At 40.9% G+C, this 23,650-nt stretch carries 20 protein-coding genes; 12 read left to right on the top strand and 8 right to left on the bottom strand.

Going from position 1 to position 23,650, the window contains the following annotated elements; translation table 11 throughout:
- The 3 genes from VB654_RS20690 to VB654_RS20680 form a co-directional block, all read left to right on the top strand.
- A partial coding sequence (locus VB654_RS20690; protein WP_323215688.1) for a TonB-dependent receptor occupies positions 1 to 783 on the top strand: 783 nt, incomplete at its 5' end.
- A gap of 61 nt (positions 784 to 844) precedes the next feature.
- Entirely contained in the window at positions 845 to 1,774 is a 930-nt protein-coding gene (locus tag VB654_RS20685; RefSeq protein ID WP_323215687.1) for an iron-siderophore ABC transporter substrate-binding protein, read from the top strand.
- A 190-nt stretch (positions 1,775 to 1,964) separates the two neighbouring features.
- The gene (locus VB654_RS20680; RefSeq protein WP_323215686.1) at positions 1,965 to 2,936 is read left to right on the top strand and encodes a sucrase ferredoxin; all 972 of its coding nucleotides are present in this window, start codon (positions 1,965 to 1,967) and stop codon (positions 2,934 to 2,936) included.
- Between the two features lie 180 nt (positions 2,937 to 3,116).
- Here VB654_RS20680 and VB654_RS20675 read toward each other — a convergent pair whose 3' ends face one another.
- Both VB654_RS20675 and VB654_RS20670 read right to left on the bottom strand, forming a co-directional pair.
- Positions 3,117 to 4,829 (bottom strand): diflavin flavoprotein, encoded by a 1,713-nt coding sequence (locus VB654_RS20675; RefSeq protein ID WP_323215685.1) that lies wholly within the window; start codon positions 4,827 to 4,829, stop codon positions 3,117 to 3,119.
- Positions 4,830 to 5,055: 226 nt separating this feature from the next.
- Positions 5,056 to 6,780 carry a diflavin flavoprotein gene (locus VB654_RS20670; protein WP_323215684.1) on the bottom strand — a complete coding sequence of 575 codons (1,725 nt, stop codon included), beginning with the start codon at positions 6,778 to 6,780 and terminating at the stop codon, positions 5,056 to 5,058.
- Between the two features lie 111 nt (positions 6,781 to 6,891).
- Here VB654_RS20670 and VB654_RS20665 point away from each other — a divergent pair, with 111 nt between their 5' ends.
- Positions 6,892 to 7,719 (top strand): pantothenate kinase, encoded by an 828-nt coding sequence (locus VB654_RS20665; protein ID WP_323215683.1) that lies wholly within the window; start codon positions 6,892 to 6,894, stop codon positions 7,717 to 7,719.
- Between the two features lie 158 nt (positions 7,720 to 7,877).
- Here the strand turns inward: VB654_RS20665 and VB654_RS20660 are convergent, their stop codons facing one another.
- Positions 7,878 to 8,474, bottom strand: coding sequence for a glyoxalase-like domain protein (locus tag VB654_RS20660; protein WP_323215682.1), 597 nt, complete (start codon positions 8,472 to 8,474; stop codon positions 7,878 to 7,880).
- Positions 8,475 to 8,669: 195 nt separating this feature from the next.
- Between VB654_RS20660 and VB654_RS20655 the strand changes: the two genes are divergently transcribed.
- Positions 8,670 to 9,299, top strand: a complete 630-nt coding sequence (locus VB654_RS20655; protein ID WP_323215703.1) for a sigma-70 family RNA polymerase sigma factor — start codon at positions 8,670 to 8,672, stop codon at positions 9,297 to 9,299.
- Between the two features lie 188 nt (positions 9,300 to 9,487).
- Positions 9,488 to 10,513 carry a tetratricopeptide repeat protein gene (locus VB654_RS20650; protein WP_323215681.1) on the top strand — a complete coding sequence of 342 codons (1,026 nt, stop codon included), beginning with the start codon at positions 9,488 to 9,490 and terminating at the stop codon, positions 10,511 to 10,513.
- Between the two features lie 151 nt (positions 10,514 to 10,664).
- Here the strand turns inward: VB654_RS20650 and VB654_RS20645 are convergent, their stop codons facing one another.
- Positions 10,665 to 11,492: a hypothetical protein gene (locus tag VB654_RS20645; protein ID WP_323215680.1), complete on the bottom strand. Its 828-nt coding sequence runs from the start codon at positions 11,490 to 11,492 to the stop codon at positions 10,665 to 10,667.
- Between the two features lie 265 nt (positions 11,493 to 11,757).
- Positions 11,758 to 13,164: a HAMP domain-containing sensor histidine kinase gene (locus VB654_RS20640; RefSeq protein ID WP_323215679.1), complete on the bottom strand. Its 1,407-nt coding sequence runs from the start codon at positions 13,162 to 13,164 to the stop codon at positions 11,758 to 11,760.
- Positions 13,165 to 13,289: 125 nt separating this feature from the next.
- Here VB654_RS20640 and ppk1 point away from each other — a divergent pair, with 125 nt between their 5' ends.
- Positions 13,290 to 15,521: a polyphosphate kinase 1 gene (gene ppk1 / locus VB654_RS20635; protein WP_323215678.1), complete on the top strand. Its 2,232-nt coding sequence runs from the start codon at positions 13,290 to 13,292 to the stop codon at positions 15,519 to 15,521.
- Positions 15,522 to 15,678: 157 nt separating this feature from the next.
- Entirely contained in the window at positions 15,679 to 16,083 is a 405-nt protein-coding gene (locus tag VB654_RS20630) for a response regulator transcription factor (protein ID WP_323215677.1), read from the top strand.
- Positions 16,084 to 16,240: 157 nt separating this feature from the next.
- Here VB654_RS20630 and VB654_RS20625 read toward each other — a convergent pair whose 3' ends face one another.
- Entirely contained in the window at positions 16,241 to 16,423 is a 183-nt protein-coding gene (locus VB654_RS20625; RefSeq protein ID WP_323215676.1) for a hypothetical protein, read from the bottom strand.
- Positions 16,424 to 16,625: 202 nt separating this feature from the next.
- On the opposite strand from VB654_RS20625, the gene VB654_RS20620 reads away from it, so the two are divergent.
- On the top strand, positions 16,626 to 17,189 hold the full coding sequence (locus VB654_RS20620) for a DUF2854 domain-containing protein (RefSeq protein WP_323215675.1): 564 nt from the start codon (positions 16,626 to 16,628) through the stop codon (positions 17,187 to 17,189).
- Positions 17,190 to 17,387: 198 nt separating this feature from the next.
- On the opposite strand, the gene VB654_RS20615 is transcribed toward VB654_RS20620, so the two are convergent.
- Positions 17,388 to 17,648: a chlororespiratory reduction protein 7 gene (locus VB654_RS20615; protein WP_323215674.1), complete on the bottom strand. Its 261-nt coding sequence runs from the start codon at positions 17,646 to 17,648 to the stop codon at positions 17,388 to 17,390.
- Between the two features lie 383 nt (positions 17,649 to 18,031).
- Here VB654_RS20615 and VB654_RS20610 point away from each other — a divergent pair, with 383 nt between their 5' ends.
- Complete coding sequence (locus tag VB654_RS20610; protein ID WP_323215673.1) at positions 18,032 to 19,069, top strand: PleD family two-component system response regulator; 1,038 nt, start codon at positions 18,032 to 18,034, stop codon at positions 19,067 to 19,069.
- 47 nt (positions 19,070 to 19,116) lie between these two features.
- Here VB654_RS20610 and VB654_RS20605 read toward each other — a convergent pair whose 3' ends face one another.
- Entirely contained in the window at positions 19,117 to 20,322 is a 1,206-nt protein-coding gene (locus VB654_RS20605) for a histidine kinase (protein ID WP_323215672.1), read from the bottom strand.
- Between the two features lie 131 nt (positions 20,323 to 20,453).
- Here VB654_RS20605 and VB654_RS20600 point away from each other — a divergent pair, with 131 nt between their 5' ends.
- Together VB654_RS20600 and VB654_RS20595 are read left to right on the top strand one after the other, a co-directional pair.
- Positions 20,454 to 21,944, top strand: coding sequence for a hypothetical protein (locus tag VB654_RS20600; RefSeq protein ID WP_323215671.1), 1,491 nt, complete (start codon positions 20,454 to 20,456; stop codon positions 21,942 to 21,944).
- 332 nt (positions 21,945 to 22,276) lie between these two features.
- Positions 22,277 to 23,647 carry an S-layer homology domain-containing protein gene (locus VB654_RS20595; RefSeq protein WP_323215670.1) on the top strand — a complete coding sequence of 457 codons (1,371 nt, stop codon included), beginning with the start codon at positions 22,277 to 22,279 and terminating at the stop codon, positions 23,645 to 23,647.
- The last annotated feature ends 3 nt before the right edge of the window (positions 23,648 to 23,650 follow it).

Genomic DNA, 23,650 nt, shown 5'->3' with positions numbered 1-23,650 from the left:
GTATTTAACGTAGGAGCAAATTATGCTGTAAGCGATAATGTGAGCGTTTATGCTAATTTTGCTCAAGGATTTTCTGCCCCTGATTTTCGCCGTTTTCTGAGATTCTTGCCGTTATTTGTGAATAATTTACCAGCACGAGTGAGTGAAGATATTCAAGTCACTCAACCAATTATCGTTGATAATTATGAAATTGGTATTAGAGGCAACTGGGATAAACTACAAGCCTCCCTTGCTGGATTTTTTACCTACTCAGAATTAGGACAGAATGAACGTCGCAGTGAAGATGGTTCTTTTTTAGAATCTAGTCGAGAACCTACACGCACTTATGGAATAGAGGCAACGGTTGATTATCAAATTGATAATAACTGGCAGTTGGGAGGCAATTTTACTTGGGTTGAGGGAGATAGCAATCCTGCAACAGTGGATAATTTTGTTCCTTTAAGTACTGTGGATATTCAGCCGATAAAAATTGCTTTATATGCCCAAAATCAAACCACACCTAATTGGGCAAATCGCTTGCAGTTGCTGATTGTTGGTAGCCGTAATCGTGCTTTTGAAAACACAATCAATAATAATCCCATTGATCGCTTTCCTATTAATAGCTACGTCACTCTAGACTGGATTAGTCGCTTACAGATAGGAAGAGGAAACTTAACCTTGGGAGTTCAAAATCTTCTCAATAGTCAATACTTCCCCATTGACTCCCAAACTCAAACTAGAAACCAAGAATATGCGGCTGCGTTAGGGCGTACCATTAGTTTGCAATATCAGTTTAGGTGGTGATAGAAATTTGAAAACCTTGATATAGAGTGCGATCGCCAATCCAAAATCCTCAGTTTTATCTATGTTACAACGTTTTTCTTTATCCCTTTTTCTCTTAGGATTACTCACTCTTGTTAGTTGTCAAAGCAATGAAACTGTCTCGCGGCCTATTCCTGATCCTGCTAATTTAATTACTCATACGAGAGGAGAAACTGCTGTTCCGATTAATCCTGAGCGTGTAGTAGCTTTAGATAATATTGCCCTGGATAGTGTACTCACTCTAGGAGTACAGCCAATAGCAGCCCTGATTGACCAAAGTACAGGGAAATTTCCAGTACATCTGCGCGATCAGATTACAGATAGAACGGAAAAACTATCTTCTAACCAGCCAAATTTAGAAAGAATTACGCAACTAAAGCCTGATTTAATTATTGGTGGCAAAAATGTAGAGCCAGTTTATAATCAACTTAATCAAATTGCACCCACCATTTTGTTAGAACAGGGTGGAAGCAGTGACTGGAAAAGTGGATTTTTACTGACGGCTGAAGCCATGGGAAAACTGAAGCAGGGAGAAACTCTATTAGATAACTATCATCAGCGCGTAGAACAGTTGCGATCGCGCTTAACAAATCCTGAAGACATGGAGGTGTCAGTAGTAAGAATTTTTCCACAAGGACTACGGCTTTACCAAAATGATACTTTTATTGGGGGTATACTGAAAGATATTGGCTTATCTCGTCCTGCCAGTCAAAATGAAAATAATTCATGGGTACAAATCTCACGGGAAAAATTAGAGGCAGCAGATGGAGATGTCATCTTTGTCTGGAGTTTAGGGGATGAAGCACAAAATAAGTTAGCACAATTAAAAAAAGATCCGTTATGGTCTAAATTGAATGCTGTACAGGCAGGGAAAGTTTATGAAGTTCCCGCTTATTGGATAGGTAGTGGTTCTATTGCTGCTAACAAAGTTTTGAATGACCTGGCAACTTACTTGTTAGACAAAGAAGATTAAGCTAAACTTACTCCAAAGTAAATTTACTAAATAGACATCAAAAGTTTGTAGTTTGAAGAATGCAGGCTTTTGTTACAAAAATACAAGTATTTTCCGACTTAAACCAGCTTTTCGGATTTTCAAATTTAAAACTATTGATTATCTATGTTCTCTTTTAGTCATGTTATGTATCATCTAAATAATCTGTAATATGTCAATATCAGAAATAGATTTTCAGCAATGTCGATTTTGCTCGGATATATCACAAGCTGTAGGAGAAAGCCCAATCGGAACAGCAGGTTATTATGATTATTGGTTAGTAACTGAATTACCTCAACCGTGGTCAGAAGCTGCTCTTGAACAGAATAAACTTTTAAAGCCCTATTTAGAAAAAATTAAATTCCTGATTTATAAAAAAGGTATTAAACTACGACCGCTTGCGATCGCACCTGATCCTGAATATTCTCAGCCTGGTTATACGAGAGTTTTATTTTATCGTCGTCCTCAATATTTGTTTACTTGCTATCAGCAAGCAGAATATTTAATTCCTGATGCAGATTTAGGTAACTTAGTTTCAGCACTCCTGATCGAACCTGAAAAACTGATTGACTTTAATCAATATCAACAAAATAATACTCATCAGTATGACCTTTTGATTTGTACTCATGGAAATATTGATGTCGCTTGTTCCCGTTATGGCTATCCTCTCTATCAAAATTGGCGAAAGCAGGCTAATTCCCAGTTACGAGTTTGGCGGTGTAGTCATTTTGGCGGACATCGGTTTGCGCCAACTGCGATTAGTCTTCCAGATGGACGTTACTGGGGACATTTAATACCAGAAGCATTGAGTTTAATAACTAAACAACAAGGAAATCTGAATGATATCAAGTCCTATTATCGTGGTTGGGCTGGCTTAGAGAAATGGGCGCAAATCGCTGAACGAGAAATTTGGTTACATCATGGTTGGGATTGGTGTAATTATCTTAAGGCCGGAGAAGTCTTAGAAGCAGACAAAAATAAAGAATGGGCAACAGTTCGCATTCATTATTCCTCTGCTAATGGAGAAGATAATGGTATATATGATGCAAAAATCGAGAGTATTAAAGAATTGACAACAGCAGGAGACTCTGGTTCTCCTCCTAGTATGGATGTAGTTAAACAATATAAAGCTACTATTCTATAACCATAATTAACCTTGCTGAGTGTGTTGTCCGAGTTTGGAAATGAGCAGTTTTCATTTAGCTTTTAGCATCGCTATACTCCTTTGTGACAGTTGAAGGTACAGCATATTTTCAGATAAATAAACCACGTGGTAGGGGTGCAAGGCCTTGCTCCCTACTCCCCTGCTTCTTTTGGTCAATATCTAGTAATGGCTTCCTGTTTTACGTTGATGCACAGCTGTCACACCATCTTTATCTAATACTTTGCCATTATCTACCGTTGCATACACCAGCCAATGATCACCCGATTCTAACCGACCTTGTACTGAGCATTCCAAATATGCTAAAGCATCAGTGAGGATGGGAGAACCACTTTCGCTGTCCTGGGTAGCGATATCACCAAATCGGTCTTGTCCTGGGGCAAAAGGTTTAAGAAAATGTTTCATTAAGCCTATATGCTTACCTTCAGGAAGAATATTGAGGACAAATTTATTTCCTGAGTGCATCAGCGCTTCTAAAGCTCGGTCTTTTGCCACCGCTATGGTTAAACCAGGAGGATTAAAGCTGGCTTGAGATACCCAAGAGGCTAACATGGCGCTGGAGATATCGCCCTCCTTGGCTGTAACGACGCTCAGAGAACCGACGATGCGCCCTACAGCTTGTTCTACATTTGTGGCTGGTTGGCTGGGAACACGCACTTTTTTAGCTTTTTTCAGCGCTTGAGCGAAATCAGTTCCAGCTTCTTCACACAATTGTAAAGTGACATCATTGGGTTTGAATTTGACGCGAATGGCATCAAAACCAAATCTGTAGCCAGCGTCTTTGAGTTTGTTTTCAATTAAATCAACCGCTTCACCACTCCAGCCGAAGGAACCAAAAACCCCAGCTAGTTTATTGTTGGTCGCAGTGGAGAGGACAATTCCTAAAGCTGTTTGCACTGGTGTGGGCGCGTGACCCCCAAGAGTAGGTGAACCAATCACGAAACCGGCAGATTTTTCTACAGCCGTCCGGATTTCTTCGGGTTCTGTAAATTCACAGTTAATTGATTCTACGGCTACACCAGCTTTAGTAATACCACGAGCGATCGCCTGAGCCAATGTAGCAGTATTTCCATAAGCTGAAGCATAAATCATTGCCACTGTCAAGTCCGAAGATGCTTGTTGTTGCAGCCATTGCCGATAAGCCTTAGTCAGTTCGATTAAGCCATAACGGACTATGGGGCCATGTCCAGTGGCATACATTCTGATGGGTAAATCAGCCAGTTTATCTAAAGCTGTTTCCACTTGACGGGCATGGGGAGCCATTAGACAATCAAAATAATAGCGTCGGTCTTCATTTATACTTTCCCAGCCCTCATCAAATACCTGATCACCACAAATATGCGCCCCAAAGAGCTTATCTGAATAAAGAATTTCTGTTTGTGGGTCATAAGTGCAGAGTTGATCTGCATAACGGGGGTTAGGGGTGGGAATGAACTGTAAATCATGACCTTTACCCAAATTCAGGGTTTCTTCTCCCCGCATGACGAGAATTGGTAAATCCTGATTTTCTAAAGCACCGCGTAAATTTTTCGCCCCAGGATTAGAACAGACAAAAGTAATTTGTGGTGCTAGTTCTAATAAAGCTTTGATAGTAGCGGCACGGTTAGGATTAATATGTCCCAGAATTACATAATCAATGGTGCTGACATCCAGCCGTTGCTGCAAAGCTTCCAGGTAAATTTGGCTAAATGTTTCGCCTGGAGGGTCAATTACAGCAATTTTATCGCCTTGAATTAGATAAGAATTAGCAGTTGTACCCTTAGCCAGAGCATATTCAATTTCAAATCTTAGTCTAGACCAGCTGCGCGATCGCATTACTGTAGTATCTGTCCCAATGGGCAGAACTTGAACATCACGGGGTTTATTTATTGACATAGCCTTTGGGTGTGAGGAATAAGAATAATTCGTAATTGCAATTTTTGAGGGATTAGGGAATTCCAAGAAATAAATTATCCAAATAAACGAACCACAGAGACACAGAGAACACAGAGTTATGAGGGTTTCAGAGGTTTTTTGGGTTAGGTGATTGAGTATTTTTTATTTGTAAGTCCCTTACACACTCTTAATTACGAATTACGAATTACGAATTACGAATTACGAATTAATAATGGTTTCCCACTTTACGATGATGGACGGCTGTGAGTGCTTCTGGTTTAGAAACTCGTCCTTCGTAAACGTTGCTATATACTGCCCAGTGGTCGCCACAATCCATCCTACTTACAACCTCACACTCCATGTAGGCTAAGGCTTCGGCGAGGATGGGAGCGCCGTTTTGGGCGGGCTGAGTTCTCACACCTTCAAAGCGATCAGCACCAGGGGCGAACCTCTTTAAAAAGTGTCTCATGAGTGTTTGGTAATTGCCTTCTTCTAAGACGTTGAGGACAAAGCGATCGCCTACTTGCATCAGAGATTCAATTGCTCTATCTTTAGCCACTGCAATGGATAATCCCAGAGGTTTGAAGCTGGCTTGAGAAACCCAGGATGCTAACATGGCGCTGGAAACATCACCTTTTTTGGCGGTAATTATATATAGACCGCCACTGATTCTGCCTAATGCTTTGTCTAGGTCTGCACCCAGGGATTTCATCGCTTTGATGCTGCGATCGCGTGTTACCCATTGTCCCAAGTCTGTACCCGCTTCTTCACACAGTTGGTAAGTGTTTTCTGTGGGGGTTTGTTTAATCCGAATGGCTGGGAAAACTGTTGTTAATCCCAAGTTGCGGAACTTAGTCAGCAGAGGATCTATAGGTTCATCATCGCCTCCACCTGTTTCAAAGATGCCGATAGCTTGTTTTTCTTTGGCAGATCCGATAATTGTACTGAGTGCCGCTTGGATATTGGCATTACTTTCCGCCGGTGGCATCCCGATAATAATTCCTGCACAACGGCTGACTAATTCTCGCAGTTCTTGTAAATCTACCCCTGCGCCTAAGTCCACAATTTCCACAGCTACATCAGTTTTATTGATACCTTTGGCTATGGCTTGGGCTAGGCGATCGCTATACCCATATTCTGAAACGTAAAATATGCCAATTGCGGTTTCAGGTTTGCTTTGGCTTTGGCTCCAAGTGCGGTAACGTCCAGTTAGTTCTTCAACATTATGAGATAATAAGGGACCGTGACCAGTGGCAATCATCTCAATGGTTTTCAGTTCAGCCATGCGCTTCAGGGCAGATAAAACCGATCTGGCATTTGGCCCCATTAAGCACTCGTAGTAATATTTAAAGTCTGCTTCAATTGCTGCTAAATCGTCGTCAAAGGTGCTATCTGAGCAATAATGCAGCCCAAAAGCATCACAGGTGTAGAGAATTTTGGTTTTATGGTCGAAGCTGAAGATAGTATCCGGCCAGTGTAGATTGGGGGCAATCACAAATTCAAATTCATGACCATTGCCTAAATCTAAGCGATCGCCATTTTTGACAATTTGGCGTTTAAATGGCTGATGTACTAAATTTTCCAGAAACTGAATTGCCACTTTAGAAGCCACAACAGTGATATCTGGAGCCATTTTTAACAAATCTTTCACCAAGCCGCTATGATCTGGCTCCGTGTGGCTGATAATCAAATAATCAATTTCCGTGGGATTGATTAATCCGGTGAGAGTCTCAAAATATAACTGGCGAAACTTTTCGTGAGAAGTGTCAACTAGGGCAGTTTTTTCACCGCGAACCAGAAACGAGTTATAGGTTGTACCGTTTTGTAAACCAAACTCAATATCGAAGCGATCGCGATCCCAGTCTAAAGACCGAATTGCCATAGTTTCTTGAGCAATTTTCACAGTCTCTATGGTGAGCCGTTTTTCTATTCTTTCGGTGAGTGCTACCATAGTTGGCCTCCTTGACACAATGAGTATATTTTCCCCTAGTTTTATTGTGACACGCCTGGTTTATTAAGTTTTATGAAAAAATATAATGACTGACTTAAAAAAATTAAAACTGTGAAACCACAGAGGCACAGAGGACACAGAGAGAATATTTGGTTAGCGTTGGAAATTGGCAATTCGCGGCTACACTGGGCTTTATTTACAGGTGAAACCCTCAGCGAAACTTGGCATACTGACCATTGTTCAGAATCTTTAACACAACAACTAGCTCAATGTCAAACACTTGCTGATTTACCACCAGAAATTTTTCCTTTCAGTCAAAGGTTGAGGGAAATAGCGGCAAAAAATTCCCCCCACCCCCCGATTTTTGTCGCCTCTGTTGTTCCCCAGCAAACAGCAGTTTGGCAAAATCACCCTCATGTAAATGTGATTACCTTAGATCACATTCCTCTATTAAATATGTATCCCACCTTGGGAATTGACCGGGCGCTGGCTTTGTGGGGAGCTGGCAAAACTTGGGGTTTTCCGATTTTAGTAATTGATGCTGGAACTGCACTAACCTTTACCGGTGCAGATGCTAACGAGTCTTTGGTGGGAGGGGCAATTTTGCCGGGACTGGGTTTACAATTTAGTATGCTGGGTCAAAAAACCGGACAATTACCACAGCTAGAAACAGAAATTATCTCTTTGCCGCCGCGTTTTGCTATGAATACAAAACAGGCAATTCAAACTGGAATTATTTATACTTTATTAGCTGGGATTAAAGATTTTATTACAGCTTGGTGGCAGTTATTTCCTGATAGTAAAATTGTGATTAAAGGAGGCGATCGCATCTTAATAGTAAAATATCTCCAAGAGCAATTTCCAGAAATTGCCGTGCCTTTAATTGTGGAACCCAATTTAATTTTTTGGGGAATGCGGGAAATAACCAGAGACTTGTAATTTGCCTCTTTCTCGAATTGTCCCTAAGCAACTATGACTGCGTTTTTCTGGTTGAAACTGCCATTTCAATAAATATCCTCATAATCAAATAGCATTGCTATGCAAAAGCTGGGTGTTGACCAGTTCAAGACTGCAACACCCAAACCCAAAACTCATGGTTAATTTGCTACTTCTGCAATTTCAATCACTCGCCCTTCATAGTCCTTTACTAAAAAATTCAGGGGCTTTTGGTTGCGAATCTTGAATTTCAAACCGCGCATTTCCACTCGCAATAAAATCATATCTAAGCAGTCGCGGTCAAAACAAACATGACGTTGTTGATTCTTATTACCCAAGCTCGCTCCTGTAATGACGTGCAACTGGGTATTTTTTTTCATTTGATACCACAACCCATCATTACTATTATTCATCGCCTTATTAGACCAACTGGGACTGGTAGACATATAAAGTGGATCAATACCAGTAGCACCTAAAGTTTGTTCGTAGTTGTAGTAGTAGTGCAAAGGTACTTCGGCGGCTGGCAAATCTAGCAGCCCTTCATACAACTGTCGGGCAATTTCCAAGTCAGACACCATCACAGTGTGTACTTTGGGCGCACTAGTGAGGAACATCCACATAGCGCCAGCATAAGCCGCCAGCAACATCACCATAATGCCTTGGGTGGAGAATAAGCTATCCAAGGGCAGGGAAGACAAAAAAGAGCCTAAAGTCAAAGGGGCAAATAAGAAAGGCATCACATTAGCTGCTATAACCATGAACAAACCAAAAAATTCTATAAGGGAGCGCTTTTATTATTGTCGATAGAACTAAATTTAAGTCCTTGTTCTTAGTTTATCAATACTAAAGTAGTCTGAGTTTGAGCCACGAACAGAGCAAGACCTGGATTTTATGCAGATCAGCACAACTTTGGGATGAAAAATACTATTTTAACTACTATCCACTCCCCAGCTATGCAAATTCCCCATTTTTCCGAAGCTAATCACCCGCTAGTAAAGTCGCTGTTTCATCACAATGATCAGGAACTGCTGAATCTATTTCAGAGTTATCCTGATGCTGGCAAGTATTTTACAGTGATTTTTTGCCGTTATAGCCCCATAGTTTACACCTTGATTCAGCATTCAGCGCGATCGCCTGTGCAAGCAGATTATTTATTCGCCCTGACTTGGAAACATATCTATTACGAACTCGGTGGACTAAATTTAGCTGACCCCTCATCTAGCCCAGAAGCTTTAACTTTGCAAAATTGGCTGATTAATATTACTGCTTTTTGTATCAACGAGATTAAACTACCACCCACCGAATCAATTCATTATTCCCTTTCAGAGACTTCACCGCCGCTATGGTGTTATGTAGAACAGGCTTTAGACCAATTACCACCGATGTTGCGCTTGATAGTTTTAATGGCGCAAACTTTCCATTGGAGTGAAACGAGAATTGCTGCTTACCTACAAGCCGAAGGTGAGAAAATATCGCCTCTCGAAGTAGCCAATTTTCTTCAGGAAGGCTATTCTATGCTAGAAGACAAATTACCCGCAGATATCCGTGTCATCTACTTAGGCGAAGATTTTGTGCCATCCTAGCCTATATAGCAAAGTACTGAGTGCTGAGTATCAAGCCAGTTGCTTTCAGGCTTTGAGCTATCAACATTGTGATCACTCATGTAAAAACCGCTATAGAAAAAATACGTAAACTGCTAGTCTTCATTTGCAAAAATTAATTCTTTTTCGGAAACCTTCTATCTAAAGCCGTAATTGTATCGGTAAATTTTATGAAACAATGGCATTTATTACCAGGGTGTTACGTTTTAGTTTTTATTAGTTTACTGAGTCCTACAGTAGCGAGTGCTGCTGATATTACACAACAACTACACCGCCCTTTAAGTAGTTCTAGTTGGCAACAATCTAGAGAAAAAGCTGACACATTGCTGCGTATCGGTGAACAACAATATGCTTTAGGATTTGCTGATAAAGCAGTGAAATCGGGTTTAGAAGCATTAGAGATTTATCACTCAATTGGTGATCTTAGAGCGCAGGGAATGACTTATGATTTGCTGGGAATGTCCTACATCCAGCTAAATCGCCTCAAAGAAGGGGAAGATGCTTTGCGCCGCCGTTTAGTGATCGCACGTGATACAAAAGATTTTCAAGGTCAAATTTTTGGCTTAAATAATATCGGCACCTTGTTATTACAAAAAGGTGAAACCATCGCCGCAGGTAAAACCCTCGAAGACGCTTTGACAATTGCGCGTCACGTCAAAAATATTGAAGGTGAAGGACTCTCTTTAAGCAATTTAGGTTTGGTAGCAATCAGGTTGGGAGAGTATAACAAAGCTATTAAACTCTATGAAACTGCCCTAATTTTCCGCCGTCAAACTCGTGATCCTATCGGGGAAGCCAATACTCTGAATAATTTAGGTGATGCTTACTTAGAAGCCAGAAATTATCAGGATACAATTGGTACTTATGGGGCAGCATTACGAATCGCTCAAACTAGCCGCGATCGCCCTAATCAATTACGCGCAATTGACGGTTTAGTATTCGCACATAGTGTTGTCGGACGTTATCAGCGTGCCTTTGATTTACTAGCACAACGTTTAACAATTGCCCAGGAATTACAAAATCTCCGAGAAGAATTAAAATCTTTTGAATCTTATGCTCATTTATATGAGAAGTTAGGTAATTACCCAACTGCCCGTAATTTTTATGAACGGGCGATTGTTCTAGCACGAACTATTGAAGATAACAAAACTGAAGTGCAATTAATTGATAGATTGACTCAAATGCTGAAGCGATAATTCGTAATTCGTAGTTCGTAGTTCGTAGTTCGTAGTTCGTAGTTCGTAGTTCGTAATTCGTAATCCGTAATCTTTCTCCCCTCCTCGCACCCCCCGCAACGGGGGGAAGAAAAGGATAAACCTTTGATATGGGAGGGGTTGGAGGTGGGTTTTAGTTCAAGAATACTGTACCATCCTCTTGAATCCGCACTGTATTTTTATCTTGCTGTATATCAGTTGTTTCGTTTAATCTCACTTCCATCATTCCTGTTTCCTCAGAGGGTTGGGGAATCGCCTCAAGTAATCCGCCATCTCCTCGGAAAAATGTCAAAGTTACTGGTGCAGTTAAATCTCGCAGTATTGTATCTGATTTCCCTGCGAGCGATCGCGGTGGTGTATCGCCAACCACCTCATAAGTGATTCCAGTCCCGGTGTCATTGACTAAGCGGATATTCACCATACCATTAGCTAGGGCAATTTTGGTGCTGGGAGGCTGTTGTTCTTCTGGTAAGGGTGGTTGAATTACTGTCACTGGTGGACGCGCTGGGATAGCGCGACTGGGATCAATGCCTTGTCCTAGCAGTTGTTGAGTTAAAGCATTTGGTGGACATCCCTCTGGGACAACATTTTGATTATTAAAGGGTTCTTCGTAGTAAATACCAGGACAGGGATTGATTGCTAGTGAATCTGAATTTAGTAATTCACCACCAACACCCAATCTTCTCTGATCTGGTGTTGGGGTAGTCGGGGTGGTAGGAGGTGGAAGCAGTCCTTGTAGCGCTAGTTTTTGCGTTATTGCATTGGGAGGACATCCCCGTGGCACTAAAATCCGGTTGTTGTGTGGTTCTTCGTAGTAAATACTAGGACAGGGGTTAATTTTGGAAGTAGGTTGCTGTGCTACTGCTTTTTGAGAAATTGCTGGCGTACTAATTAGTAATCCGCCGCAAATAGCACTGAACAATCCAACATACTTGCGAATTTTTTTGGCATTTCTATTCATGATTAACTCCTAAAAAATCTTAATTTTTCTTGCTTTAAAAATTTCGTGATCGGTTGAAATTAAGTAAGAAATTTATTTAAAATAATAATCATAAATTTTAAATTATCAAAACTTAAGAATTTTCAATTTACACAATTTAAATTTATCAAATATCTCTAGTTATTTCATCTAACTATAGAAGCGATCGCGATCAATTTTAAATCTACCAGTCCTTTGCCACTAATAGTTTTTCATCTATCACAAGTAACAAATGTCAAAAATAAATTTAATACTCTAGACTGATTGGTAAAGTAACAGTAAAAGTTGTACCTTTGCCAAGATTGCTTTCAACTTGCAGCTGACCTTGATGATGTTGGACAATTGCCGCAGCGATCGCTAGTCCTAATCCTGAACCTGTAGAAGTTTGGGTATTTGTCTTTACTGTATGATGGGTACGGGCTGGATCGACCCGATAAAAGCGGTCAAATAAGCGGGGTAAGGCTTCTGTGGGAATACCAATCCCAGTATCACTAACTTTAATTTGCAATAAGGCTGTGCTGTGACGAATTTTAGAAACGCGATTGTTTCCCTCTAAACGCGCCAATTGTACATACACTTGTCCATCGGCTGGGGTGTATTGTAAAGCATTGCTAATCAAATTTGTCAATAATCTTACCAGTTGATCCCATTTACCCTGGAGTGTAAACCAATTTTCTAATAATTCAGGGCTAGTTTCTACGGTGGGAGGATCAACCAAGTCAAGAGTTAAAGTAATTTGTTTTTCTTTGGCTAATAGCTGTTGTTCTTCCACTACTTCCATCAGCAAAGCATCCAGGGGACAAGATGAAAAAACATCTTTGCTAATACCACTATCCTGTCTGGCTAAAAATAATAAATCATTGACTAACTTTCCCAATCGTTGCGTTAAGCGTTCTACAACTTTTAATTGTTGGCGATAATTGACAAAAGTATCAGTTTGTGTATTTGCCAGTTCTAAATCAGCCAACGCCACCTGCACATTAGTTTGAATTAAAGTAATGGGACTGCGGAGTTCGTGAGAAGCATCAGCCGTAAATTGTTTTAGCCGTTGGTAAGATTCACCTACTGGTTCCATCGCTTTACCGGAAAGAAACCAGCCGCTAGCAGCTACAGACAGCAGCATCAGCCAAGTACCTAAGGCCAAATCAATGATTAATTGGCGACTAGGTTTAGTCACTTCAAACCAGGGATGACTAACACGCAGATATCCTAATACTTGCCGTCCCACTTCCACACGCTGGGTAACTTGTCTAAGTAGGAGTGCTGAATCTGGAGTTGGTTGTTTGAATACCCGGACGGTTTCACCGAGATGGCTACCATGAATGGGAATATTCAGAGGTTCTGATAGGGTTGACCAAACTAATTTACCATTGGCACTAAACCATTCTAGGTCAATGTGGTCATCTTCTACGGTGCTGGCATTATCCCGAAAACTGCCTTCTACATTAACGCGAAATTTTTCAATATCCCCACCGACTGGCTCAATTACCAGCGATCGCTCCACAATTTCTATTACGTGATTTAGGGTATCATCAATGCGCTCAATTAATGTACTACGGACATATAAATATACACCACTGGCGAATAATAAAAGTAAAACCGCAGTGACGGCTGTGTACCAGATAGCAAGACGGCGGCGAGTAGCTTGAAACATTTGGTTAAGGTATGATTAACGTGTTCAATTAATGTAAATTGAGAGTTTCCCTCCAGCCCCCATTTAATTTACTATAGGTATTGTCCCCCATCTGTAGAGCTGCATCTGGCTACCCTGAGATCGTTATGCCGAAATCAAAAAAGAACGCTAATCCCATTGATTTGAACGATCCGCAATATTACATTAACCGCGAGTTAAGCTGGTTAGAATTTAACAGTCGCGTACTCCATGAAGCTTGTGACCCCAGGACACTGCTTTTAGAAAGATTAAAATTTTTGGCCATATTTAGCGCCAATTTAGACGAGTTCTTCATGGTGCGAGTTGCAGCTTTAAAACAACAAGTAGAAGCGAAAGTCTCTCAATTAACTCCTGATGGTCGCACACCACAAAAACAGCTAGATGATGTTAGAACAACCCTCAGTCCCCTATTTTCAAAACAGCACCAAGAATTTGAAGAAGTCCTACAACCTCTTCTAGCTAGTCATCAGATTCATATACTCGACTATATTAATTTAAATCAAAAACAACGGACTTATTTAGATAACTACTTTGAAGAACAAATCTTTCCGGTTCTGACCCCCTTAGCGGTTGACCCTAGTCATCCTTTCCCCTTCATTTCTAATCTCAGCCTGAATTTGGCAGTGGTGGTCAAAAATCCTGACACAGAAGAAGAATTTTTTGCCAGAGTTAAAGTCCCCAGTGTGCTACCACGATTTTTACCTCTACCGCCAGAGTTAGGAATTTCTGGAACTGGACAAACTGCTAATTGGACTGGTGTACCTTTAGAACAAGCGATCGCTCATAACCTGGAGTTTCTATTTCCAGGCATGAATATTCAAGAATATCATCCCTTCCGCATTACCCGTGATGCTGATTTAGCTTTAGAAGAAGATGAAGCAGATGATTTGCTATTAGCCATTGAACAAGAACTACGCAAACGGCGCATGGGTGGGACTCCTGTCAGACTAGAAATTAAATCTCACACCCCTGACCCCATCCGTTCTCGGTTGTTGCAAGATTTAGACTTAACCGAAAATGATGTTTATGAAGTTGATGGTCTTTTAGGACTCCGGGATTTAATGTATTTTATGGCCTTGCCATTACCCGAACTCAAAGAACCACCACGTCAATCTGTAGTCCCTTCACGTTTGCAAAGACTCAGAGAACCGAGTTTAAGCCCAGATGCTTTGGAATTAGAAGAAGGTCAAGACTTTTTTGCAGTCATTCGCGAAAAGGATTTGCTGGTACACCATCCCTATCAATCCTTCTCTTCAACAGTGGTGCGCTTTATTACCCATGCAGCCCATGACCCCAATGTACTAGCAATCAAAATGACCCTTTACCGCACTTCTGGAGATTCGCCCATAGTCAAAGCCCTAATTGCGGCGGCTGAAAATGGTAAGCAAGTCTCTGTGTTAGTGGAATTAAAGGCGCGGTTTGATGAAGAAAATAATATTTACTGGGCGCGGAGTTTAGAAAGAGTCGGTGTTCACGTTGTCTATGGTTTAGTAGGGCTAAAAACCCATTGCAAAACCGTGATGGTAGTGCGAAGAGAAAAAGACCGGATGCGCCGCTATGTGCATATAGGGACTGGAAACTATAACCCAAAAACAGCCCGTTTGTATACAGATTTGGGATTATTTAGCTGTCGGGAAGAATTGGGTGCAGATATTACAGATTTATTTAACTTTTTAACAGGCTATTCTCGGCAAAAATCTTATCGAGAAGTGCTAGTTGCACCTGTAAATATGCGCGATCGCTTTTTGGCATTAATTCATCGTGAAATAGAAAATGTCCAAAACGGCTTTTCTGGGCGCATTGTCGCCAAAATGAATTCCCTGGTAGACCCCCAAATAATCGCCACTTTATACGAAGCTGCCAGCGCTGGAGTGCAGATTGATCTGATTATTCGTGGCATTTGCTGCTTGCGTCCAGGCCTCAAAGGCATCAGTGAAAATATTCGCGTCATCAGCATCATTGGGCGATTCTTAGAACATTCTCGGATTTTTTATTTCCACAATAATGAACAGGAAGAAATTTATATTGGCAGTGCTGATTGGATGCGTCGCAACTTAGACCGTCGAGTTGAAGTCATTACCCCAATTAAAGACCCAGATATTGCCAAGGATTTGCAAGAAATTTTGGGAATTATGTTAGCAGATAATCGTCAAGCCTGGGAATTACAACCTGATGGTACTTATATCCAACGTCGTCCTAGTGATAGCTTGCATGGCGAAGCCGTAAATTGTCCAGAAACTAACTCACAAAAAACTTTGATAAATATGGCATTACGTTCAACTGGTATAGCCTCCAACTTAATTGATTCCAAAAAAAGTTACTATTACACAGACAAATAGACCAATTAGATTTGGTTGAAAAAAACTGATTATTTGCCACTTATTTCATCAATTAATATGGGGATAGAGCATTTATTCAACCATAAGATAGAGTGATTTTTTGTGTGTCTGACTATAAACTTTAGAGGTTGTTGTAGCTATGTTTTTATTTCCTTAAATGTTAATGTTTTCTTGTGAATCTACGACCTTGCGTGTTCTAGTAGTTGATGATCACGAACTTACACGTTTAAGTTTATATTTGGCTTTTCCGGCTCAAGAAAATTTCCAGGTAGTTGGGTTGGCCTGCAATGGTCAAGAAGCTATAGACATGATTAAAAGCTGTCAGCCTGATGTCATCGTTCTAGATTTACAAATGCCCGTTATGGATGGTTGGAGTGCTTCTAGTCAGATCAAAGCCATATCTCCTCATACTCAAATACTGGCCTATTCCTCAGTGGAAGATGCGAATTTTTTCGGATCTAAGTCCACGCCTAGCTTTGACGATGTTTGTCGCAAAGATGTTCCCACAAATGAACTAATTGCTTTAGTCAAACAATTAGGACAACGTGCCAGAAATGCTTAAGTAAAAATAGGTGATGCTGCCAAAATTTCGTGAAACTTTAACCCAGGTTATTTTCAAGTTGAAAGCCTGGAAAATATCTATAAAAAACAGCGCCAGTCTAACCACTAATTCACGGTTATATTAGCGCTGCTATGTGTTTCTTTATACTTAAAACAGCCTAATTATGATCTGTTTCGGGAATAGTCCGTTGAAATTCCTCAATTAAATCATCCATTTCTTCCAAAGCCTGGTTGACATCAATCCTCAATGTGCCTAAATTTGGCTGCTCTAAAAGGCTGAGTAGATATTCGCGTTTGCTTTGAACTACGGCAATTCGTTCTTTTATAGTCTGTAAATCCATTATTTTTTTCCCGTCTTAAAATAGCCTCAATTTTAAAGTTAACCCAAAATGACGTAAAGACGTGATTAATCGCATTTGCACCAGGGCAATGGGAAATAATTTCACAAATCTATAGTTCAGTGTGAGTAACTATTCCTTAACTGTTACCAATAAGCGATGATAATAAACATAAGATGTTAAGAATTTATAAACTCCTCAGCTCATGTTACGTAAAATTTCTTTGGGGACTGTCGGTTTAAGCATTGGCGGTATATTAATCATTGTTGGTTTCGTCGCCTATGCTGCCGATAATGCCACCCTTAATCTTGTTGGGTTTTTTTATGGGTTTCCTCTTTTTTTAGGAGGATTGGCGCTCAAAGCTAATGAAATTCTGCCTATACCTTTTAGCCAAGAAACAACGCCATCAGTATTACTCTTGCGAGAACAGCAAGCAACTGTCACCCAAAATAAAATTCGCAAGGATATCACTAGATACTGCTATGGTCAAGAAGCTCATTTAGATGAAGCTTTATCTTATCTTGGTCTGAGTCCTACAGATGAAGATCGCCCAGAGGTAACAGGTTTACGAGAAACAGAAATTAATGGGGCTTATGCCTTAATTTTAGAATTTGATTCGCCGTTCATTTCACTTGATGATTGGCAGAAAAAACAGGAAAAAATGATGCGGTATTTTGGTCCTGGAGTAGATATTAAAATTATCGAGGTTGGGGAAGATATGATTGAATTAACAATTGTGACTCAACCAGAAACCAGTCAGGCAGAGTAAATAATTCAAGGTTTGTCGGTAGGACTCTAGCACCATAGGACGGAAGACAGAAGGGGCGTATTGTAATACGCCCGCACCGTACAACAACTTTATGGCTTTTCATTGACTTTGAATGATTGGTTTATTTACGCCGACTTGTACTAGCCTCCCATGATGGTCAACTCAAAATCTAAAATCCAGAATTGATTGGCTGCGAAGCTACTTCTCTAATCTGATTGCGTACCACTGCAAATATTTTCCCGGACCAACATCTAATTCACAACTGGTATCAATTAAATGTTGGGCTTGAGCATTTACAGAATCAAACTGTTGTAAATCTGTGGGCAAATCCTGATTACTCATTTTTTGCAGCACCAGCTTGAGTTTGTTTAATAATTCATCGGCTGTCAGAAATTGTTCTGGCTGGTTTGTTTCTAGAACGACGAAATTATCCTGCTGATACATGAGTGAGTCTGGCATTTAAGAAAATTATCAAGAGGTTGTAATCTTTACACAGAATTGTGAAATCAACTTTTTTGGTCGTTTTTGTGGAAAAATATTCACTACAGTCTTTTTTCCTCATGGCTAAGAAAGGTGTGATTTACCCAGCCAACTCATCTATATTTAATACTTCTGCACCGTCTTAGGTAGTATACTGATATTTTTCATCAAAAGTCACCTATCTTTTGCCAGGAATATAAATATATCTATTCTCAAGACACGAAATCTACTGAATCACTCAGCTTTTTCCAGGATCTTGATTACTTTAAAACAACTCTCGCTTCTAGGCGATTTAGTGGTGAGGGCTAGGTTTTTTCCGATTTGCCCTCACCAAAACTCTCATTTTCAGTGGAATGCTACTCATGTCAGGCATACGCCCATTTTCTCGCTCTAAACAACCTCCGGTGATTCTGGTGGCTGATGATGACAAGACTATGCGATTACTATTGCGTGAAGCTATGGAAAAAGAAGGCTATCGAGTCGTCGAAGTTACTGACGGTCAGCAGTGTTTAGATGCTTATGAAACTGTTAAACCAGATATAGTATTACTAGATGCAATCATGCCCGTAATGGATGGCTTTACTTGCTGTAGACGATTGCTGCAAATTGCCAGAAACAATTTGATGACAGCGTTAGAAAATCTTGATACTGAATCTGCTTTGGGCAATACGGTGATCTCAAAGTTATGGGAACGCACTCCCATATTGATGATTACAAGTTTGGATGATCAGGAGTCTGTAGACCGTGCATTTGATGCAGGCGCAACAGATTACCTTACCAAGCCAATTCATTGGGCAGTATTACGCCAACGATTACGAAAACTACTGCAACAAGCGCAAGTCTATAAACAGTTAGAAGCGGCAAATCAGGCTTTGCAGCATCTTGCCAATATCGATGGGTTAACTGGGCTGGCTAATCGTCGTCGCTTTGACGATTATCTCAATACCCAGTGGATTCATTCAGCGCAGGAACAATCGCCTTTATCGTTGATTTTATGTGATATTGATTTTTTTAAATTATATAACGATAAATATGGTCATCCAGCCGGAGATGTGTGTATCCGTGAGGTGGGTAATGTTTTAAACCATAAAGCCAAAAATAATCAAGTTTTAGTAGCGCGTTATGGTGGTGAAGAATTTGCTGTTATTATGCCTTGCACTGATGCTTCGAGTGCAATATATGTGGCTACGGCAATGCAAGCTGGTGTGATAAATTTACAAATTTCTCATAATGATTCTGCCATTAGTCAGTATGTCACCATTAGTATGGGAGTGGCTACTATGACTGCTAACTGGGAATCTTCTCCTGCTGATTTGGTTATGGCTGCGGATCAGGCACTTTACCAGGCAAAAGAAAAGGGGCGGAATCAGATTGTGCAAAATATATTGCCGACAGGATGAAGATTTTCGGACATTTTGTTGTACGGCGCGATTATTTTTTTCTCTATCTAAGATGGATAGACTGGTAATGTAAAATGGAACCATGCGCCGCCATTAGGGGCAGAATCTACCCAAATTTGACCGTAATGCGATTGAATAATCCGTTGGCATAAGCAAAGACCAATGCCGTAACCATCGATAGCTTGATCTCGTTGTAGCCTGTAGTGGTTCTCAAAAATGCGATCGCGCTTTTCTAAGGGAATTCCGGGGCCAGTGTCAGCAATACTAAATTGAATTTTTTGGGTTGTACGGTGTAATCCAGCAATACTAATTTTTCCCCCTTCTGGCGTGTATTTGATGGCATTATCCAACAAATTTATTAGCACTTGGCGCACACGTTCTGGATCGGCATATACCTTGGGTAAATCTTGCGGAATATCCGTTTCTATTTGTTGCGATTTGGCAATGTAGCGATCGCGCAATTCTGACAATACATCCAAACACAGTTTACCAATTTCCATTTTCTGTGGGACAATAGGCAGCTCTGTATCATTGCCCCTGCCTACCTGCAATAAATCAGCAATCATCCGGTCAATTGTCTTGGTTTGAGTCCGGGCTTGTTTTAATAAATGTGCTGCCATAGCTGGCTTGAGCCGCACAAATGCCGCCATTTCTATATTGTAATTAGATTGGAGAGTTTCGATGGCGATCGCCGCAGCTGTGAGGGGATTGCGGAGGTCGTGTGCCAACATCGAGATCACCCTGTCTTTAAATTGTAACTGCTCCTGAAGTTTGTCTTTTTCCTGTTTCAAGCGAAAAACTTCATCTGAAAGTTTGATCAGTTCTGCCGAAACAGCCACAGAACGAATTGTCGATTTGGGTGATGACATCCGAGTATTGTCATCCATTCGTTCTTGTAAGTCTTCTTGTAATTTTAAATAAGCATCTACAGCCCCTTGCCAACGAGGCCACCAGTTCTTTAATTGAGCAATAATATTACTCCCAGCAATAATCTGTCTGGGTTCTGGATGGATTTTAATTAAAGCTGGCGTTGCCACTAATTTAAAATGTTCTGCTAAATAAGGTTGTTGCCCGACATCGATAATTTGAAGTTCAAAGTTATACTCAGCCTGCAATTCTTTTAAGTAAGCACGGATACGCTGCACTTGTTGTCGAGACTTTGGTCTTCCATCGACAAATAGTAACAGTTGGAGTGGAGCCTCAGAATAAATAGGCTGATCCTGGGAAACTTGCATGTAATCGTGTTTCAGCACTGGTAACAACCTGGCGACGCTTCGCTTAACAGAAAGTAGAATGGACTGACGGTTGTCGATGGTCGTTGATTTTCTCCAATTTAATATCTATTTTAGATTTTTCATACTCCTATCTGTTTGGCGTTTTTGACATGAGACACTTAATTTTCGGCTTTTTGTTGCCTTTTAGTCTAGCTTCTATTCCAGAAACCACCTTGGCTACTGGATATAAGTCCCAATCTTCCCTAATTCAAAATCTTACATCAAAGCCAACAGATGAAAAATTTTATACTGAGTCGGGGAAACTGATACAACGTCAGCTAGATTTGATGGCTCGGATTGAGCAAGCACTCACAGATCCTGATGTCAATCGCATACGAGCTGTGAGAGGGCAATTGACAATTCAGGTTAAGACCGTAGAAAATTTTGTGCATCGTCAGCAAAAAAATCCCCAAATCTTCTGCAACTCTCAAATAGATTCATCGAGAAACCTGTCACTCTTACCTGATCGGTTTCAAGCCCTAGATCAAATCTACTGCCCTTTGTATACTTCTAGCCAGGAGTTATCAAAACTATTTCCAGTCCTAGACAAACTATTATCTCGTCGAGGTGAATTAGCCTTAGTTAGACAGCTACCCCTAGTCACTGGTGAACGCCAATCAGATCCTGTGCTTTCTATTGCACCTGTAGAACTGCCCCATCTAGGAAAGCCCGCAGTCCCTTTCTCTACATGGGAACCAAATTTATTATCTACAGGCACTTTAGGAACACAATTAGCATCCCCTCAAGTACAAGTAATTGGGAGAAATGCAAAAACAGCCATAGCCAATTATGCACCGCCCATCCAACCTGCTTTAGTGTCCCCTGATTCAGTACTTACTACTCTCGCAACTGCCAAGGGAATGTTAACGGCAGCATTAGGGGCATTTCCCCCAGAAATCCGGTTTACAGATCCTTGGGAAAATGCGGCAATCCTCGACCGTTTTGCCTACGGACTCGATCCGCAGGAACCACGAATTTACGCTAAATTTTTGGAGTTGCCTCGGACTGGGATTTTCCGTGTATTACAGTCTTCAGTTTACCAACGTCCCCTGAATACTCTTTGGAATCGATTGCAACCCAATGTTAATGAGCGTTATCCTTTCCCCTCTTTGGGTGATGCTAAGGATGGATTTAATCCTAGTTTAGCACTTCAAATGGTAGGGGAGCGCTTTCAACTAGTGGATCAAGGCTTAGATTATAGTTTCATGATTGACGTGGGTGATATCCCCCTGGATAAGTTGGATGGGAAGCTGCAACTTCTAGCATCCCCAACGCGAGAATTTTTGCTCAATTACCAACCTCCCCAGGCGTTGGAGGCTTTAAAAGTAGAAAAAAGACGGTTTTTGACGGGTAAAAACCAAAAGGAAATTTTAGCCCATGCCCCAGCTAAATTAAACCATACTTATGTAGTGCGATCGCTGCAATTTCAATTGCCAGAGGTCATGTTAAGTGGTCAATTTATCTCCTCAGACCCACTACAACAGATACCCAGTAGTGACATGATCCTAGCCTTCCGCCCAGTGCGTCGCCGTGCTGATGGTAGTTATACAGTGTTGTGGCGAGTTTTGAATGAATTACCAGCACCGCAAATTGCAAAATAAGAATTTTTTAGCCCACGCCAGTGGGCTTTTTAGTCAAAAAAGTAGATTTCACCAAATTTCCCCGAAAAAATAGCGGCGGAACTATAGGGAACATGGGGGTTTCCTCAATCCAGAACATTCCTCAAACAATTTTTTGGTAAAACTTATCGTGCTGATACACTCTACAGCAAACTTGCTTTTATGCCTCTATAGGCTGTCGATGAGAAGGGCGGAAAAATAAATCAAATTCATCAGTTTTGCTGTGCTGCGGCAATTTTCATTGCAACTTTAATTTAGCTCAGTTGTAGCAGTCTGCGCTAGGGTAGGAATTGACACGTCATTTGTGATTTCCTGTGCTTTTGCGTAAACGTCCAGCTGTGTTACTGAGTTTGGCTGTTTTATTTACCTCTTTAACAGCTTGTGGTAACAATCCCACTGCCAAAACCCTAGAACAGTCTTTGGCGGCAGACCCCAGGCTACAAGATAACCCAGGAATTTTTGGTACATCTGGGAAAAATGAACCGCAATCAAGGCAAAATCAAGCCACTGTTGAGTTACCATCTGATTTTCCTCCAAATATTCCTCTGTACCCCAACGCTAAGTTAAAATCAGTCACACCTGCGAGTGACTCCAAAAATAGTGTAGTCACTAATTGGCTAAGTTCTGACCCCAGCAATTTTATTAGTAGCTTTTATAGTGACCAGTTTCAGAAAAATGACTGGCAGATTTTACAACAGCCTACAGATGATTTAGTAGATACCTTTGAAGCACGTCGCAACGATTTGCAAGTAAAGGTAACTATCCAGGCACAATCAGTTACTAACCCCAAACCTGACCAACCACAAACAGCGACTGCATTGATGATTGAGTATATACCTAATAGTACGGCAGTAGCACCACCGGAAACTGTAAATTCTCAATCCAGTAATCCCAGTGTTTTTGGTCCACCACTACCAGATAATTTAGCAACACAACCAGATATATCCGGTAGCCAAACAACTGCAACAGCTACGGCGAAATCTCAGAAATTCAACGACCTTAATCAAGCACCACCAGAATTGCGTCAACCCATCCAAGATTTAGCCGCTTTGGGTGTTTTGACTTTAAAATCTCAGGACGTGAAGAGCAATTCTAATCATGCCATAACTAACTCCTTTGAACCCAGTAAAAATATTACTCGCCGAGAATATGCTCGTTGGCTAGTTGCGGCTAACAATGCCATGTATATTAATAATCCGGCTAAACAGATTCGTTTGGCATCCGCAAGCACTCAGCCGACTTTTAGTGATGTATCAAAAACAGATGTTGATTTTCCGGTAATTCAAGGGTTAGCTGAAGCCGGATTAATTCCTAGTCCTTTGTCTGGAGACTCCACAGCAGTTTTATTTCAGCCTGACGCACCACTGACAAGAGAACAGTTAATTTTGTGGAAAATCCCTTTAGATACTCGTCAAGCCTTACCTACTGCCAATTTAGATGCAGTTAAGGAAACCTGGGGTTTTCAGGATACAGGAAAAATTGACCCCAAGGCATTACGCGCAGTACTGGCTGATTTCCAAAATGGCGAACAATCAAATATTCGGCGGGTGTTTGGTTATACAACCCTATTTCAACCCAAAAAACCCGTTTCTCGCGCTGAAGCTGCTGCGGCTTTGGGATATTTTGGCACTCAAGGTGAGGGGATATCAGCTGCTGAGGCTTTGAATGTTAAGCGATCGCCATAACTT

This window comes from Nodularia sp. UHCC 0506, assembly GCF_034931045.1.
Classification (GTDB): Bacteria; Cyanobacteriota; Cyanobacteriia; order Cyanobacteriales; family Nostocaceae; genus Nodularia.
The sequence above is the reverse complement of the archived record's forward strand: the minus strand, read 5'-3'. Positions and strand labels throughout refer to the sequence as shown.